This is a genomic window from Microbacterium sp. ZW T5_56 (assembly GCF_044987425.1).
Classification (GTDB): Bacteria; Actinomycetota; Actinomycetes; order Actinomycetales; family Microbacteriaceae; genus Microbacterium.
On the sequence record NZ_JBJDRI010000009.1, the window covers coordinates 61,772 to 76,693 of the forward strand.

Genomic DNA, 14,922 nt, shown 5'->3' on the forward strand with positions numbered 1-14,922 from the left:
CGAGCCTCAACGCCCCTCTTTTGCGTGACCTGGGCGAACGCTGGGAGGCAAATGCAAGCAGTGACGTCGAATTGTTATGTCACGGTTCGATAACGACGCCGCGTTGGGGTGGACATTCGGCTACTTTCGGCGGTGCCGCGATCGCAGTGAGCGGCAGGGATCGCGGGCGTTCGTGACGCGATGGGATCGCTCCCGGACGGCGTGCATTCGCGAAATGGCCTGATCGCTGCCCGGACTGGTTGAGGGTTGGCGCAAAAACATGTGTCGCAGTGCACGGAATCCAGGATGACGGCGTCTGTGTGCGGGACGTCCACCGGTGTGGAGGCGGTCGCGCGAGCCCACTTCGCGCGAGACACGGAGGCTTCGTCCAGCGTTCGTGGTGGGTCGCGTTTGGTCTTCGGCTGGGGACAAGCCCACCGTCGGCGACGAGGTCTTCGGGTGCGGATGAAAGTCCTTCGTCGGGGGCAAGCCCTCCGGTCGCAACGATCCGCCGGTGGGGATGGGCTGCGCCGGGTCGAGTTCGGCCGCGTCCGGCTGGGGACACGCCCTCAGCGGGTGACGCGCCGCGAGACGTCCCCATCGCTGGCGTCGGCGGATTCACGCCACTGCGTCGGGAGGGGCGACACGAAACGAGGAGATTTCATCCGGTGCTCCGCTCTGGGCCGCGTTTGGCCCTCCGGACGAGACAATGTCCTCGTTTCGAGTCACGGCGCACCGATTCGACCGCGACAGACCGCACGGAAGAACACCGACAGCCGTCGGGCAGCCACGCACGATTCCCCGCCGTGGCAGAACGCTACCGGCGCGGCGGGTGCGCGGCACGGGCGCGCTCGACGTCGTCCAAGTGGTCGTTGAAGCCGCGGGCGGCCACCGTCGGAAGCCCGGTGTCAATGGATGCCCGCAGTGCTGCCACGAACTCCTCGCCCGAGTCGGCCAGCGGGTAGAACGGCAGGGCGGCGGCGATGAGCTTGCCCATCGCCTGACCGGAGCGCTGCGCGAGCGCGGCCAGCTCCTGCGGAGCATGCACGATCCACGGCGCGACGAGATCGGCCTGCCCCGTCCCCCACAGGCCCACGGCAGCCGAACTCAGCTCGCGGTTGGTGAGTTCGCCGCTGACCAGTCGCTGCGACCACGTCGCCTTCGCCGACGCATCGGCTACGGCCGCGCGGGCGCGGAGAGCAGCGTGCGCACCGGACGTGGTGTTGTCGCGCACTGCTTCCGCCTCAATCGCCGATGCATCGCCCAGCTCAGCCAGGCGCGTCACCAGCAGCCAGCGCAGCGCCTGATCCTCTGCGCGCTCCAGACGATCGTGCAACGCCGCGGTGTCGACGGCGGTTCGCGCGAACAGGCGCGCAGCGGCTGCCTCGCGGAGCGGATCGGCGGAAGCCACCACCGTGTCGGCGAGAGCCGCGAGCTTCTCCAGCACCGCAGACAGTTCGTCGGGACGGCTGTGCGTGATCGCGGTGCGCAGGACGGCCCCGCTCGCGCCCTCGAACACGGTCGGATCGGTGTCGCCCGCGAGCTGCGAGCCGGCGAGCGTGACCAGAGACGCCGCCGTGCGCGCGCCGCGCTCCACCTCGGCGACCGCCGTCGACCAGAGCAGAGCGCGGGTGAGCGGAGACGCGATCGCTCCCAGCATGCCGTCCAGCCCGGCGCGAGATTCGGCATCGAGGTGGAGTTCGGCATAGGTCTCGTCGGCGGAGTTCGGCACCACGATCAGCCCCGCGAAAGCGGGGAGGTGCATCGGCTCATCGGCCAGATCGACCAGCTCTTCCCGAACCACCGAGCCGTCCTCGCCGAAGCCCGTGACATGGAAGCGATGCGGTCGCGAGCCGATGCGGGTGAGCACCGGAACCTCGTCGTCGCGCGTCACGGAGATCGTGTCGAAGCCGGTAGTGCGCAGCCAGAGATCCGCCCATCCGCGAACGTCTCGGTCGGTGGCGGAATCCAACGCGCCGAGGAAGTCCGCCAGCGATGCATTGCCGAACGGGTGCGCCGAGAGATGCCGATTCACTCCGCGCAGGAAGTCCTCTTCGCCGAGCCAGGTGACCAGCTGGCGCAGCACCGCGTTGCCCTTGGCGTACGTGATCATGTCGAAATTCGAGAACGCGGTGTCCACGTCGGGCAGATTCTCCGCGTCCTCCGCGATGGGGTGCGTCGACCGGCGCGCGTCGGCGCGATACGCCGTGGGCTTGCGACCGAGCGCGGCCGCTGTCCACAGTGACGTTCCGCTGGCGCGACCGCCGACCTCGTAGCCCATGTAGTCGGCGAACGACTCGTTCAGCCAGGAGTCCTCCCACCAGCGGAACGTCACGAGGTCGCCGAACCACATGTGCGCCATCTCATGCGCGATCACCGAGTTCATACCCGCCTGCTCCACCGCGGTCGGCTCGCCCGGAGTGAGGTACTCGTCGCGGAACGATACGCACCCGGGGAACTCCATCGCGCCCCAGTTCAAGCCGGGGGTGAACACCTGCTGGTAGTCCTCGAAGGGGTACGGCTCCTCGAAAGCGGAGGTGTAGTACGCGAACGCGGCCGACGTGATCGCACGCAGCCGATCGATCTCGCGACGCAGCTGCGGCTCCTGGGAAGCGCGCGCATGCCAGCCGAAGGGGAGTGATCCACCCGCGGCGAGCGCGTACGGCTCATCCCACTCGATCGAGACGAAAGGACCCGTGCAGAAGAAGAAGATGTATGACGAGAACGCTGGCGTCGCGCGGAAGAACCAGGTGTCTTCCTCGCGATGGTCGAACCGTCCGTTTGCGAGCACTGTCGCGCTTGAGGGGGCGGTGACGGATACCGTGAACGTCGACTTGAGGTCGGGCTGATCGAAGCACGGCAGCACCTTCTGCGCGATGTCCATCGCCGTGTAGGCACTCACGTACCGCTCGCCGTCGGCCGGGTCGGTGACCGCCGTCATCCCGTCGCCATCGGTGACGTAGGGCATTGTCGCCCGAATGCGCACCTGGTTGCGGGCGGACAGGTCGCTCAGCAGGATGCGGTGCCCGTCGTATGACGCCGGTGCTCCGTCGACGATCACGTCCTCCGCCGCCACGAGTTCGAGGAAGGACGAGGCCCCGGGCGTCGTGCACGAGAAGCTGATCGTGACATCGAGGCGATATCGATCGAGGGCGGTCACATCAAAGTGGGCGACGGTGTCGATCTCACTGATGAGCTCGGCGCGGATACGGGCTTCCTGCAACGTCAAAGACACACCTCGAGGCTATGCGATGGGTCCGACATGCCCCAGGCGGCGGGCGCGCCGGCGGTGAAGTCGCCGAAGGCGCGGGCGCCCCTCAGCCGACGCGTGTGCGCGGGGACTCGGCCGACGCGTGTGCGCGACGACTCAGCCGACGCGTGTGCGCAGCGACTCAGCCACCGCGAAGATCCAGCGCCAGCGCTCCTCGTCCGCGAACTGCAGCGGCATGTCCCAGTACAGATAGGCCACGCCGCCGGTGATCTCGAGGTCCACGGGGAAGCGGCTCAGCAGGTCGACGAACTCCTGATCGGCCAGCGCCGTCGCGCGGGGAAGGTCTCGCCGCCACGCCCAGAGCGTGAAGCGCGCACCGTTCGCGGCGACCAGCTTCGTGGGCTCGCGAACATCGATGATGCCCGTGAGCGCGCCGGCCTTCCAGGGGGCATTGTTGGAGGCCGCGTCGAGGAGGAGGTCCGGGGCGGACGGAGTCAGCGGCATCCGCGCGTATCCCCATTGCTGCGGGGAGCGCGCTCCGCGATACCCGGGCACCAGGTATCGGAACTGACCCACTTCGACGGCGCCGTCGAACCAGCGCGTCACGTCCACCAGGCGCGGGTTGAGGCGACCTTCTCCGAAGACCGTGCTGCGGTAGTCCGGGTCCGGGACCTCCAAGACGAGCTGAATGCCGTTTGCGGCGAAGAACTCCGTCAAGCGCCAGCGCACTTCGGGTCCGGTTCGCGCGGCATGCACCACGCGGCGCACGATCCAGGCGATCAGCAGCGCCGTGAGAGCCAGCACGATCCCGCAGGGGAGCCACCACCACGGCGAGCCTCCCGAGAGTGGTCCCATCGCGAATGCTCCGGCGAACAGCACACCCACGACGACGACGATCCCGGTGACGCACCCGGTTGTGACCCCGTCGCCCACCCGAGAGCGAATGGCCGTTCGCCCCAGCCGGCGCTCGGATTCCCGCACAGCCGAGGCATCGACCGGACGCGTGAGCGGCTCGAAGTCCACAGCGTCGAAGGGGGAGATCATCGCCCCAGGGTACCCAGTCCGTTTTCGGATACGTTCGACGAATGACCGCAGCCCCCGAGCCATGGACCATCGTGTCCAGTGAGCGGCTCATCGACGACCGCTGGATCCACCTCCGCGCCGACACCTGCGTGGACGGCGCGGGTCGCACCATCGCGCCCTACTACGTTCAGGAGCCGCCGGACTGGGTCTCGGTGTTCGCCATCGATGAGGACGGATCCGCCGTGGTGCTCAATGAGTATCGTCCCGGAGCTCGTGCCGTGCTTCCGGGCGTGGTCGGCGGGGGTGTTGAGCCGGGGGAGGAGCCGGCGGCCTGTGCCGCGCGTGAGCTGCGCGAGGAGACGGGTCGGGAGGCGGGCGAGCTGGTCGATCTCGGCCGGACCTGGGCGAACTGGGGCCAGCTGGAGAATCGCGTGCACTACTTCCTGGCGCTGGACTGTCGCGTCATCGCCGATCAACAGCTGGACTCCGGCGAGTTGATCGAGGTGGTGACAATGCCCGTGGCCGATACCGACGGGCTGTTCCAGCAGGCCTATCACCAGCTCAACCAGCTGAAGGCGCGGGAGTGGCTCGCCGCGCGCGGTCGCTGATGGCGTGAATGCATGAGCGTGGGCCGAATGCATGAGCCTTATGGCGGATCCGTCATGGATTCGGCGCATGTTCCTGTGTTCGCGACGTGGGCGTTGCGGCCATCTCGGTCGCCGTGGTCACCGGGGGCGTGCGCACCGCTCACGGAGGTTGTGTCGTCAGTGCATGATGGTGGGCCGGATGCATGAGGCGTCCGTCGGATCCGTCATGGATTCGGCGCATGTTCCTGTGTTCGCGACGCGGCGATTCACCCACCCTGTCCGGGCAGGGCACGAAACATCTGCGGAACGCCGGCCGCGGCACACGCTTCGTCGAGTCGCCGCGTGGCCGACTGGAACTCTTCGCCGCTCAGATCGGCGCCGTCTGCTGCGAGCTTGCTGACCGTCGTGGCTGCGGCGGTGACGTCGCCGTGCTTCTCGCCCGTCACGATCGTCGCCCACGAGTCCCGCAGGATGAGCTCCAGGGCGGCGGAGCCGGCCTCATCGATGTCGCCGTTCGCGAGCCGGAACTCCGATCGCCAGACGGTGCCGGAGATCTCGAGCACATGCCCGCACGTGAGGGCGTCGCCGGCGCTTCCCGTGAGGCTCTCGCTCCCAACGAGATCGGAATCCGGAGCCAGCGTCGCATCTTCTTTGGCGGTCGGTGACGATGCGTTCCCGGTCGGTGACGACGGCGTGCCTACCGCCGTGGTGGGGCCGTCTGCCGGTTGATTCGAACAGCCGGTCGCGATGAACGCGGTCAGCACGAGTGCCGTTGCCGCAAGAATGATCGTGCGCTTCATGAGTCCCCCTGACTCTGATTCGATTGTGCAGTCGACACTGCAACACCCGGGAGAGTCGCCGCTAGCTCTCGTCTGAGCCGGGTGCTGGTGGCGGGACGCCGCGCGCACCAACGGCCCCGCGAGCTCTCGTCAGAGCCCGGCGTCAGCCCGCGTTCTGCGCAGCCAGGCTCCAGACCTCGGGCATGGCCTGTTCGTCGTCGCCGTCGCGGAACGTCGTGAAGTGATCCACGTGACGGCCGATGAAGGCTTGCCAGCGGGCGTTCGCTTCGTCGGTGGCGAGGGCGCGGATCGCGGCGGCGAAGTCGTCGCACTCCACGAGATGGAAGAGGTCGCGACCGCTGCGCCAGATGGTCCAATCGTGGATGCCGATGCGCGCGAACGTCTCTGCCAGATCGGCGGGGATGGTGGCGTGGTCGGCTTCGTACTCGGCTTCGGAACCGGGACGCAGGACGGAGTGCAGGGCGACGCGCATGTTCTTTCCTTCGCGGTTCAGCGGCCGACGAGGTCGGCGACGGAATCGATGATCTCGGACGGACGGAACGGGTACCGCTCCACTTCGGCGGGATCGCTGATGCCGGTCATCACGAGGATGGTGTGCAGGCCCGCCTCGATTCCGGCGACGATGTCGGTGTCCATGCGGTCGCCGATCATGGCGGTCTTCAGCGAGTGTGCGCCGATCTGGTTCAGGGCCGTGCGGAACATCATCGGGTTGGGCTTGCCGACCACATACGGCTCCTTGCCCGTGGCCTTCGTGATCAGGGCGGCGAAAGCGCCGGTGGCCGGCAGGGCGCCCTCGCGACTCGGACCCGTGGCGTCCGGGTTCGTGGTGATGAAGCGGGCACCGCCGTCGATGAGTCGGATCGCACGGGTGATCGCCTCGAACGAGTACTGACGCGTCTCACCGATGACCACGTAATCCGGCTTCGTATCGGTCATGATGTAGCCGGCCTCGTGCATCGCAGTGGTGAGACCGGCCTCGCCGATCACGAACGCGCTCCCGCCCGGGTGCTGCTGCTTGAGGAATTCCGCCGTCGCCAGCGCCGACGTCCAGATGTGCTCCTCCGGGACCACGATTCCGCTGCGCTTCAGGCGCGCGCTGAGATCGCGACGGGTGAAGATCGAGTTGTTGGTGAGCACCAGGAACGGGATACCCGCGGCCTGCCACTGCGCCAGCAGCTCGGCGGCGCCGGGGATCGCAGAGTTCTCATGGACGAGCACGCCGTCCATGTCGGTCAGCCAGCACTCGATGTCTTCGGGACGCGCCATGTGCCCAGCATATGGCGCGTCCCGTCGGTCAGTTCGCCCACCCCTCCAGAACGATCTTGCCGACCGTGCGCCCGGTCGCGATCGCGGCGTGTGCGCGCTCCAATGAGTCGGCGCTGATCGTTCCGAGATTCGTGGTCGTGGTGGCGCGCACGACACCGGAGTCGACGAGACCCGCCACCTGATCGAGGATCCACTGCTGGTGGTGCGATTCCGGCAGGAACAGCGGATCGGTGAACATCAGCTCCCACAGCCACGCGATGCTCTTCTGCATCAGGGGTGCCACGTCACGGGGGCCGTTATCGATCGCCACGATGGTGCCGAACGGCGCGACCACCTGAGCGTAGGTCTCCACCTGGCCCGATGAATGCGCGGAGAAGAGCCACGACACACCCTGCGGCGCGAGCGACTGCACCTGAGCCGCGAGGTCACCGTGGTGGTCGACGACGTCGTGAGCCCCCATGGCGCGCGCCCAGTCTGCATTCGCCGCGCTCGCGGTGGCGATCACGCGCACATCGGGTGCCAGGGCACGCACCAGCTGCGTCAGGATCGAGCCGACGCCGCCGGTGGCGCCCACGATGAGGAGGTCGCCGGTGGATTCGCGCGTCAGACGGAACCGATCGAATGCCGTCTCCCAGGCGGTGAGCGCAGTGAGGGGGAGCGACGCGGCCTCACCGAACGTCGCGCTGCGAGGCTTGTGGCCCACGAGGCGGGCCGCGACGCGCTGGTATCGCTGATTGCTTCCCGCCATCGCCAGGCTGCCGGCGTAGAAGACCTCGTCCCCGGCGCGGAATCCGTCGACGCCTGCGCCGACGGCTGTCACGACCCCGGCCGCGTCGTAACCCAGGATGCCGAAGCCGCCAGCCGGCGGCTGGGAGCGGCGCATTACGTCCACAGGATTGACGGACACAGCCTCCACGCGGACGACGAGTTCGCCCGCGTCCGGCACGGGAATCGCGCCCTGCCGAGCCTCGAATGCGCCCGGCGTGAGCGACTCCGTGAATCCGATCATGATGTTGGTCTCTTCGTTCATGCGCTCAGAGTTCCACGGGGTGTGAAAGCGATGGCCGGATCGCCAGAGAGCTGGCCCGGAACTGGCGAACTTTGGCCCTCGCGAGATCGATCCATGCTGGCTGGTTCGGAGCGGATCGATAGAATCAGGTCATGCCCTCTCGCTCGCCGCACCGCGTGGTCGTCCTCGCCCAGGACGGCGCCTACCCGTTCGAGATCGGCATCCCGGCGCGTGTGTTCGGAGCCGCGGACGGTGCGTATGAGGTGTCCCTCGTCACGCCGACCGGTGGCCCGATTCGAACGAACGCCGGATTCGATGTGGTTCCCACGACCGACACGCGGGCCCTGGCGCAGGCGGACACGGTCATCGTCACCCCGGTGGACACGTCGCTCCTGCAGCGTCACGCGGACGATGATGTGCGGGCGGCGCTGGCGCTGGTCCCCCGGCGAGCGCGGATCGTGTCCATCTGCACCGGCGTGTTCACACTCGCCGCGGTCGGACTGCTCACGGGGCGAACCGTCACCACGCACTGGCAGTGCGCGGAGCTGTTTCGCGATTGGTATCCGCACGTGAGCGTGGATGAGAACGTCCTCTTCGTCGACGGCGGCGACATCCTGACATCTGCGGGTGTCGCCAGCGGCATCGATCTCTGCCTGCATCTGATTCGGGTGGACCATGGAGCCGAGCTCGCGAATCGTGTTGCTCGGCGGTGTGTGGTTGCCCCACACCGCGACGGTGGGCAGGCGCAGTTCATTGAACGGCCCGTTCCGGATGTGATCGAAGCGTCGACGACTCGGGCCCGTGCGTGGGCTCTGGAGCATCTGGACGAGCCGCTCACCATCACACAGCTGGCGCGTCACGCGTTGATGAGCGAGCGCACATTCACTCGCCGGTTCCGCAGCGAGACGGGACTCTCGCCCCGCCAGTGGCTGACCCGTCAGCGATTGTCGGCGGCTCGCGAGCTGCTGGAGCGCACCGACCTGGGGATGGGCGATATCGCGGCGGCGGTCGGATACGCAACGCCCACGTCGTTGCGCAACCACCTCGTGTCCGCGCTCGGGGTTTCTCCGACGACGTATCGGCGTCGCTTCCGCACTTCTGTCGCCGTGCGCTGAGCCCTCGCCGCGGCGCGGCACTGTGCTGCGCAGTGGTGCGATGCGCTGCGCAGCGCCGCGATACCGCGACGCGGCGATGCGACGATGCGCTGTCGCTATGCGATGCTGCGATGCTGCGATGCTGCGCCGCGATGCGATGCGATGCGATGCGATGCGATGCGATGCCGCGATGCGCTGCGGCGCCGCGCTGACACGATGCGCTGCCGCGATGCGCTGACACGATGCGGCGGGTCGCGGGTGCGGCGGCGTGTGTGGTGAGGGCCGCGGTGTCGGAGGCGGCGACGCGGATATAACAACACGGATGCGGGGATGCCGGTGCGTATGCCGCGCCGAGCACGCCCGGCGGGATACTGTGGCAACGTGGCGCGAACGGATCCTGCCTGGGACACGGAGCACCTGCCGGATCAGACGGGGCGGGTGTTTCTCATCACGGGTGCCACGGCGGGGCTCGGGTTCTTTGCGGCGGCACAGCTTGCGCGCACGGGAGCCCATGTCATTCTGAGTGGTCGCAATCCGAATCGCCTCTCCGCGTCCCGCGCCGCCATCATGCGACGGGTCCCCGAAGCGTCGACCGAGTCGATCCTGCTCGATGTCACCAAGGGCGGATCCATCCGCTCCGCGGCGGCCACGCTGCGCTCGCGAGAGCGGCTGGACGGGATCATTCTGAACGCCGGTGTGGTGCACCCCCCGAAGGAGCGGGAAGAGGCCGAAGGGCACGAACTGGTTCTGCAGACCAACGTGCTGGGACACTTCGCGCTCGCCGGCGAACTGCTGCCCGCGCTCGCGCGCACCGGTCTGCGTACTCCGGGCGCGCGCATGGTGTGGCTCGGATCAGTGTCCGTGGCGTCGTGGCGCTCACGTGATCTCGCGCCGGAGCTTGAAGCCGGATACAAGATGGCGCGTGCTTACGTGCAGTCCAAGTTCCTCGTGCAGGCGCTCGCGGCCGAAGCCGATCGACGCCTGCGGGCCGCGGGCGTGCCGGTAGCGAGCGTCATCGCTCATCCGGGCTACTCGCTCGGCGGGCGCTCGGCGGGCATCGCCGGGGTGAATCAGCCCTCGCGTCTCAAGCGCTTCCTCGCCAATCTCCAGGCTCCGATCGCCCAGTCGAAGGAAGCGGGGGCGACCAACGAGGTGCGGGCGCTCATCGATCCCGCGGTGGGACCCGGCGACATGGTCGGTCCCGTCGGACGGCTGCGCGGAGAACCGCGCATCACCGACCGCGATGCGCGCAACCCCCTGACGGCGATCAGCGCGGAGCCGGAGGTCGGCGCCGCGGCGTGGGCCTTCTGCGAAGACGCCACACGCACCGTGTGGCCCTTCGCCCGGTTCGGGCGCTGACGCCCGAGGCGACACGTCGCCCGGAGCGCCGCAGCATCCCGACCTGACGTGTGCCCAACGGAGGAGATTGTCGCGAATCTCGGACCACCGCGGCCGGGAGGCCCTAATTTGGCGACGATCTCCTCGTTTCGCGACGTGGTCGGCCGGGGAGCGGTGTGGCGCGGTGGGATGCGGCGGGCTTGGTGCGAGTGGGTGCGCGCTCTGGGCGGAGCCAGGTCCCCGCGCCGTTCCGACATGTGCCCAACGGAGGAGATTGTCGCGAATCTCGGGCCGACGCGGCCTTGACGCCCTATTTTGGCGACGATCTCCTCGTTTCGTGACTTGGTCGACCGGGGTACGCGCTACCGGCGGCGAGCCGATGTCGCCCCCCACGTGTCTGACGTGTACCCAACGGAGGAGACTGCCGCGAATCTCGGGTCGACGCGGCCCGCGGCCCCTACGTCAGCGCCAGTCTCCTATTTCCAGGACGCGGCGTGCGGGCGGGGAGATTTCGGCAGAGCGTCGCGCCGCGTCCTGCCGGGGGTGCGCGCTGTCGGCGGCGAGCCGATGTCCGCCCTGCTCGGCTCCGACGTGTACCCAACGGAGGAGACTGCCGCGAACCTCGGGCCAGCCCGAACAGGAGACCCTATCCCGGCGTCAGTCCCTACTTCGGAGCGGGGGCTGCGCGCCGCGGGCAGAGCGTTGCCCACGCAGGCCGATGTCCACTCCCGGAGCCCCAAGCCCACCACAGCCGACGTCGCGAACCCCGGTCGCGCCGATGCGAGGATGGGCGGGTGACTACTCCGATCCCCGTGCTCATCGACTGCGACCCCGGACACGACGACGCGTTCGCCCTGTGGCTGGCGCTCGGCAGCGAACGACTCGATGTTCGTGGCGTGACGGCGGTGGGCGGAAACGCCGGACTCGCCCACACGGAGCGCAACGCGCGCGTGATTCTCACCGTCGCGGGTGTCACGGATATCCCCGTCGCTGCGGGAGCGGCTGCACCGCTGGAGCGGGAACTGGAGACGGCGGAGTGGATCCACGGCGAGAACGGACTCGGCGGACCGGAGCTTCCGCCCGCCGCCTTCGAGCTGGACTCCCGGGATGCCACCGCCCTCATGGAGGACGTCCTGCTCTCTTCCGATGAGCCGGTCGCGATCATCGCCACCGGTCCCATTACCAACGTCGCGGTGCTGGTGCGCGACCACCCGGAGCTGCACCAGCGCATCCGCGAGATCGTGTGGATGGGTGGATCCACGGAGCGAGGCAATGTCACTCCGTATGCCGAGTTCAATGCGTGGGTGGATCCTGAGGCGCTCGACATCGTGGTCCGCTCGGGAATCCGCTTCACGATGGTGGGTCTGAACGTCACCCACACGGCGTTGGTGACACCCGAGGTGCGCGAGCGGGTGTCGGCGGTGGCGAACAACACGGGACGATTCGGTGCCGAACTGCTGGACTTCTTCTGCGCGACGAACGACGAGGTCTTCGGCATGCCCGATGGTCCGCTGCACGATCCGGTCGCCGTCGCGGTGCTCGCGGCGCCTGAGGTCGTCACGTCCGTGCACACGAGGCTGGATGTCGAGCTGGTCGGATCCGAGACCCGGGGTGCCACCAGCGTCGACTTCGATGGCATGCTGCGACGGGAGCCGAACGTCCACGTCGTCACGGCGCTCGATATCCCCGCGTTCTGGAACCGCGTGATCGCGGCACTTCACACACTGGGTTGATCGCGGCTCCCGACCGGAGGTGCGGTCGCGGTCCTGACCCATTGGCTGCACGAAACACTGGGCACGGCCGCGGCCCCGATAGTGACCGAGCTCGAGATCCACGTCACGCCGCCCTCGATAACGACCGAGCTCGAGACCCATCACGCTGCCTTGAACTGCGACCTCGGTGCTGAAAACCCCGCGAGACTTCCGTCTGTGGGCGACAATCAGCGCGTTGCGGCGATTCTCGCCCACAGACGGAAGTCTCACGGGAGTTGGTGTTGGGAGGAAGCGGAGTCCCTTGCCTCCCACCGAGGTCACCCCTGGGTGAGCCAGCTGCGGTAGGCGTCCACCGAGTACGGTCGGCCGAGGAAGTCCTCGACCAGGTCCGCCGCGTCGCGGGAACCGCCGGGCGCGAGGATGCTCTCGCGGTACCGCTGGGCGGGTCCGGGGGCCATCAGATCCGCATCGAAGCCGGTGAGCAGATCGCGGGCGATGACGAGGCTCCACTGATACGTGTAGTAGCAGGACCCGTACCCGGTGAGGTGGCCGAAGCCCGCGTACGAGTGCGTGTTCGGCAGGCGGCGCACGGGACTGGCGGACTCGTAATAGCCCTCCACCGCGGTGGCGATGTCCGCGGGACGATCCACATGCAGGTGGAACGACGTGCGGGCATGACCCAACTGGGTCCGGACGCCGAGGGCACGTCCGAACGCGTCCGCGGTGCGCATCCGATCGACCAGCGCTGCCGGAATCTCCTCTCCGGCGTCATTGCGGGCGAACGTGCGCAGCACGTCGTGGTTCCACGCCCACTCCTCGAGCATCTGGCTCGGTGCCTCCACGAAGTCCCACTCCGTGGACACCCCGGAGAACGGTGCCCAGTGCTGGCGACCGCCCAGGATGTCGTGCACCAGATGCCCGAACTCGTGGAAGAACGTGGTCACCTCGTCGTGCTCCATCGCCCCACGCGAGAAGTTGCACACCAGTGCGGCCTCCGGGAGCATCGCGTCGGCGACACCCGGCGCGATCGGGAAGCAGGCGGCGTGGTTGAACTTGCCGTCGCGCGGATGCAGGTCGAGGTGAATACGCCCGATACGCTCGTCACCCTGCATGACGTCGTAGGTGCGGACGCCCTCGTGCCATGAGGATGCTGACACGGGAATATACGTGAGACCGAACAGGCGTCCCGACGTATCGAGCAACCCGTCCAGCACCCGATCGAACGAGAAGTAGGAGCGGACGACCTGCGAATCGACGTCATACCGCTCGCGACGAACCGTGCCCAGAAGGTAGGCGAGATCGCTGGCCAGCACCTCCGTCGCGGCAGGATCATCGTCACGGAGCCGATCAAGCAGCAGTTCGTACTCCGGCATCATCGCCTCGCGCGAGGCCTCGTCCACCTCGTCGAGGAAGCGCGCGACATTGGCGGACGATCCGACCATGCGCGTCTCTGTCTCGTAATCCGCCCAGTTGCCATAGCCGAGGAGATGGGCGCGACGCTCGCGCACCTCCAGCAACTCCGCGAGCACGGCATCGTTCTCGGGCCACGCAAGGTCGCCGAAGGCCGAGGAGATAGCCAAACGCGTTCCGCGATCGCGGGCATATTCTCGAACCGGCATGAGGTCCGGATAGTCGGTCGAGATGGTCACGAGGCCATCGGCGTCCGCCGGATGGGAATCGAGAAAGTCCTGCGGGAGGCCTGCGAGCGACTCCGGGGTGACGCGGATCTCACGCCGGCCCTCGCGGATGTTGCGGCCGAAGGCGAGACTCAGCTCGGTGTCGCGATCGGCGAGCCGAGTGACCTCAGCGCGGGTTGCCGGATCGAGATCCACACCGCCGCGCCGGAAATCACGCAGCACCCGATCTCGCAGCCGCACGGCATCGGCGTCGAGCCCCTCTGCGTCGGTCGCCGCGAACACGGCGGCGAGGTCGACATCAGCCATCAGCTGTGCCTCGATGGCGCCAGCACGCGTCACACGCTCCTCGGCACCGGCGCGGATGTCACGATCAGGATGCGTCTCGGAGACGAGCGAAGCCTCCGAGACCACGCTGATCAGTGCGATCTGCAGGCTGTTCCAGAGTTCCAGCACCTCGGTCGCGGTGCGCTCGGCACCGTCTTTGAGCTGCTCGGCGAATGCAACGACGTCGACCAGACGATCGTCGTAGCGGGTGGTGGTGAAGGCGGTCCAGTCAGCGTCGACGGCGGGAAAAGCGATGGGTTCGATCACCCTTCGACCCTATGCGCCCCGCGCCTGCATCGCACGGGTCGAGCACGGCAGGGCGTCAGACGGTCAGCCAGATGGCGAGTTCCGCGCCACTAGGCACCGGGGATCCCACGACCAACTCCGATCCCACCTGGATGCCGGCGTCCTCGATCGCGCACAGCAGGTCCGGATCGCGATCACTCACTCGCAGCACGCGCCCGCGGTGGCCCGTATGGGCATCGCCGAGGAGCACGAAGGGCTCGCGCTCGATGTGACCCGTTGCGTCGGGGATGGCATCGCCATGCGGGTCGAATCGTGGGCGACCCAACTGCTCATCGATGGACTCCAGCAGGCGATCGCTGATCGCGTGCTCCAGCACTTCGGCCTCGTCATGCACTTCGTGCCAGGCGTAGCCGTGCTCGCGCACGAGCCACGTCTCGATCAGACGGTGGCGGCGGAGCATACCCAGCGCGCGGATCGTGCCGCCGTCGGTCAGGCGGATCGCACCATACGGTTGGTGTGAGACCAGGCCGGCAGCCGCGAGCTTCTTCACCATCTCCGTGACGCTGGAGGGCGCGATGCCGAGAGCGCCAGCGAGCACCGAGGGAGTGATCGGGTCGTCCTGCCACTCGGTGTGCGCGTAGATGGTCTTCAGATAGTCGTCGACCGCGGGGGATGCCACCTGACAAACCTAACCCG

At 68.0% G+C, this 14,922-nt stretch carries 12 protein-coding genes; 4 read left to right on the top strand and 8 right to left on the bottom strand.

Annotation, left to right across the window (positions count from 1 at the left end):
* Nucleotides 1–796 precede the first annotated feature (796 nt).
* Nucleotides 797–3,214, bottom strand: a complete 2,418-nt coding sequence (gene pepN, locus ACI3KU_RS06225) for an aminopeptidase N (protein ID WP_404921429.1) — start codon at nucleotides 3,212–3,214, stop codon at nucleotides 797–799.
* Nucleotides 3,215–3,346: 132 nt separating this feature from the next.
* Nucleotides 3,347–4,234 carry a hypothetical protein gene (locus ACI3KU_RS06230; protein ID WP_404921431.1) on the bottom strand — a complete coding sequence of 296 codons (888 nt, stop codon included), beginning with the start codon at nucleotides 4,232–4,234 and terminating at the stop codon, nucleotides 3,347–3,349.
* A gap of 41 nt (nucleotides 4,235–4,275) precedes the next feature.
* On the opposite strand from ACI3KU_RS06230, the gene ACI3KU_RS06235 reads away from it, so the two are divergent.
* Complete coding sequence (locus tag ACI3KU_RS06235; RefSeq protein ID WP_404921432.1) at nucleotides 4,276–4,821, top strand: NUDIX hydrolase; 546 nt, start codon at nucleotides 4,276–4,278, stop codon at nucleotides 4,819–4,821.
* A gap of 245 nt (nucleotides 4,822–5,066) precedes the next feature.
* On the opposite strand, the gene ACI3KU_RS06240 is transcribed toward ACI3KU_RS06235, so the two are convergent.
* The 4 genes from ACI3KU_RS06240 to ACI3KU_RS06255 form a co-directional block, all read right to left on the bottom strand.
* Entirely contained in the window at nucleotides 5,067–5,600 is a 534-nt protein-coding gene (locus ACI3KU_RS06240) for a hypothetical protein (protein WP_404921433.1), read from the bottom strand.
* A 142-nt stretch (nucleotides 5,601–5,742) separates the two neighbouring features.
* Entirely contained in the window at nucleotides 5,743–6,072 is a 330-nt protein-coding gene (locus ACI3KU_RS06245) for an L-rhamnose mutarotase (protein ID WP_404921434.1), read from the bottom strand.
* Between the two features lie 17 nt (nucleotides 6,073–6,089).
* Nucleotides 6,090–6,866: an HAD-IIA family hydrolase gene (locus tag ACI3KU_RS06250; RefSeq protein ID WP_404921435.1), complete on the bottom strand. Its 777-nt coding sequence runs from the start codon at nucleotides 6,864–6,866 to the stop codon at nucleotides 6,090–6,092.
* A gap of 28 nt (nucleotides 6,867–6,894) precedes the next feature.
* Entirely contained in the window at nucleotides 6,895–7,896 is a 1,002-nt protein-coding gene (locus ACI3KU_RS06255; RefSeq protein ID WP_404921436.1) for a zinc-binding alcohol dehydrogenase family protein, read from the bottom strand.
* 131 nt (nucleotides 7,897–8,027) lie between these two features.
* Between ACI3KU_RS06255 and ACI3KU_RS06260 the strand changes: the two genes are divergently transcribed.
* The 3 genes from ACI3KU_RS06260 (at nucleotide 8,028) to ACI3KU_RS06270 (ending at nucleotide 12,040) form a co-directional block, all read left to right on the top strand.
* Nucleotides 8,028–8,990, top strand: coding sequence for a GlxA family transcriptional regulator (locus tag ACI3KU_RS06260; RefSeq protein ID WP_404921437.1), 963 nt, complete (start codon nucleotides 8,028–8,030; stop codon nucleotides 8,988–8,990).
* Nucleotides 8,991–9,350: 360 nt separating this feature from the next.
* Entirely contained in the window at nucleotides 9,351–10,328 is a 978-nt protein-coding gene (locus ACI3KU_RS06265; protein ID WP_404921438.1) for an SDR family NAD(P)-dependent oxidoreductase, read from the top strand.
* Nucleotides 10,329–11,101: 773 nt separating this feature from the next.
* Nucleotides 11,102–12,040 carry a nucleoside hydrolase gene (locus ACI3KU_RS06270; protein WP_404921439.1) on the top strand — a complete coding sequence of 313 codons (939 nt, stop codon included), beginning with the start codon at nucleotides 11,102–11,104 and terminating at the stop codon, nucleotides 12,038–12,040.
* Nucleotides 12,041–12,336: 296 nt separating this feature from the next.
* Here ACI3KU_RS06270 and ACI3KU_RS06275 read toward each other — a convergent pair whose 3' ends face one another.
* Together ACI3KU_RS06275 and ACI3KU_RS06280 are read right to left on the bottom strand one after the other, a co-directional pair.
* On the bottom strand, nucleotides 12,337–14,247 hold the full coding sequence (locus ACI3KU_RS06275; RefSeq protein ID WP_404921440.1) for a M3 family metallopeptidase: 1,911 nt from the start codon (nucleotides 14,245–14,247) through the stop codon (nucleotides 12,337–12,339).
* A gap of 55 nt (nucleotides 14,248–14,302) precedes the next feature.
* Entirely contained in the window at nucleotides 14,303–14,905 is a 603-nt protein-coding gene (locus tag ACI3KU_RS06280) for a metal-dependent transcriptional regulator (protein ID WP_404921441.1), read from the bottom strand.
* Between the last annotated feature and the right edge of the window lie 17 nt (nucleotides 14,906–14,922).

Coding starts and splice junctions, on each gene's coding strand:
- ACI3KU_RS06250 (WP_404921435.1), bottom strand. CDS start 6,866: ATGGCGCGTCCCGAAGACATCGAGTGCTGGCTGACCGACATGGACGGC.
- ACI3KU_RS06260 (WP_404921437.1), top strand. CDS start 8,028: ATGCCCTCTCGCTCGCCGCACCGCGTGGTCGTCCTCGCCCAGGACGGC.
- ACI3KU_RS06235 (WP_404921432.1), top strand. CDS start 4,276: ATGACCGCAGCCCCCGAGCCATGGACCATCGTGTCCAGTGAGCGGCTC.
- ACI3KU_RS06255 (WP_404921436.1), bottom strand. CDS start 7,896: ATGAACGAAGAGACCAACATCATGATCGGATTCACGGAGTCGCTCACG.
- ACI3KU_RS06240 (WP_404921433.1), bottom strand. CDS start 5,600: ATGAAGCGCACGATCATTCTTGCGGCAACGGCACTCGTGCTGACCGCG.
- ACI3KU_RS06245 (WP_404921434.1), bottom strand. CDS start 6,072: ATGCGCGTCGCCCTGCACTCCGTCCTGCGTCCCGGTTCCGAAGCCGAG.
- ACI3KU_RS06230 (WP_404921431.1), bottom strand. CDS start 4,234: ATGATCTCCCCCTTCGACGCTGTGGACTTCGAGCCGCTCACGCGTCCG.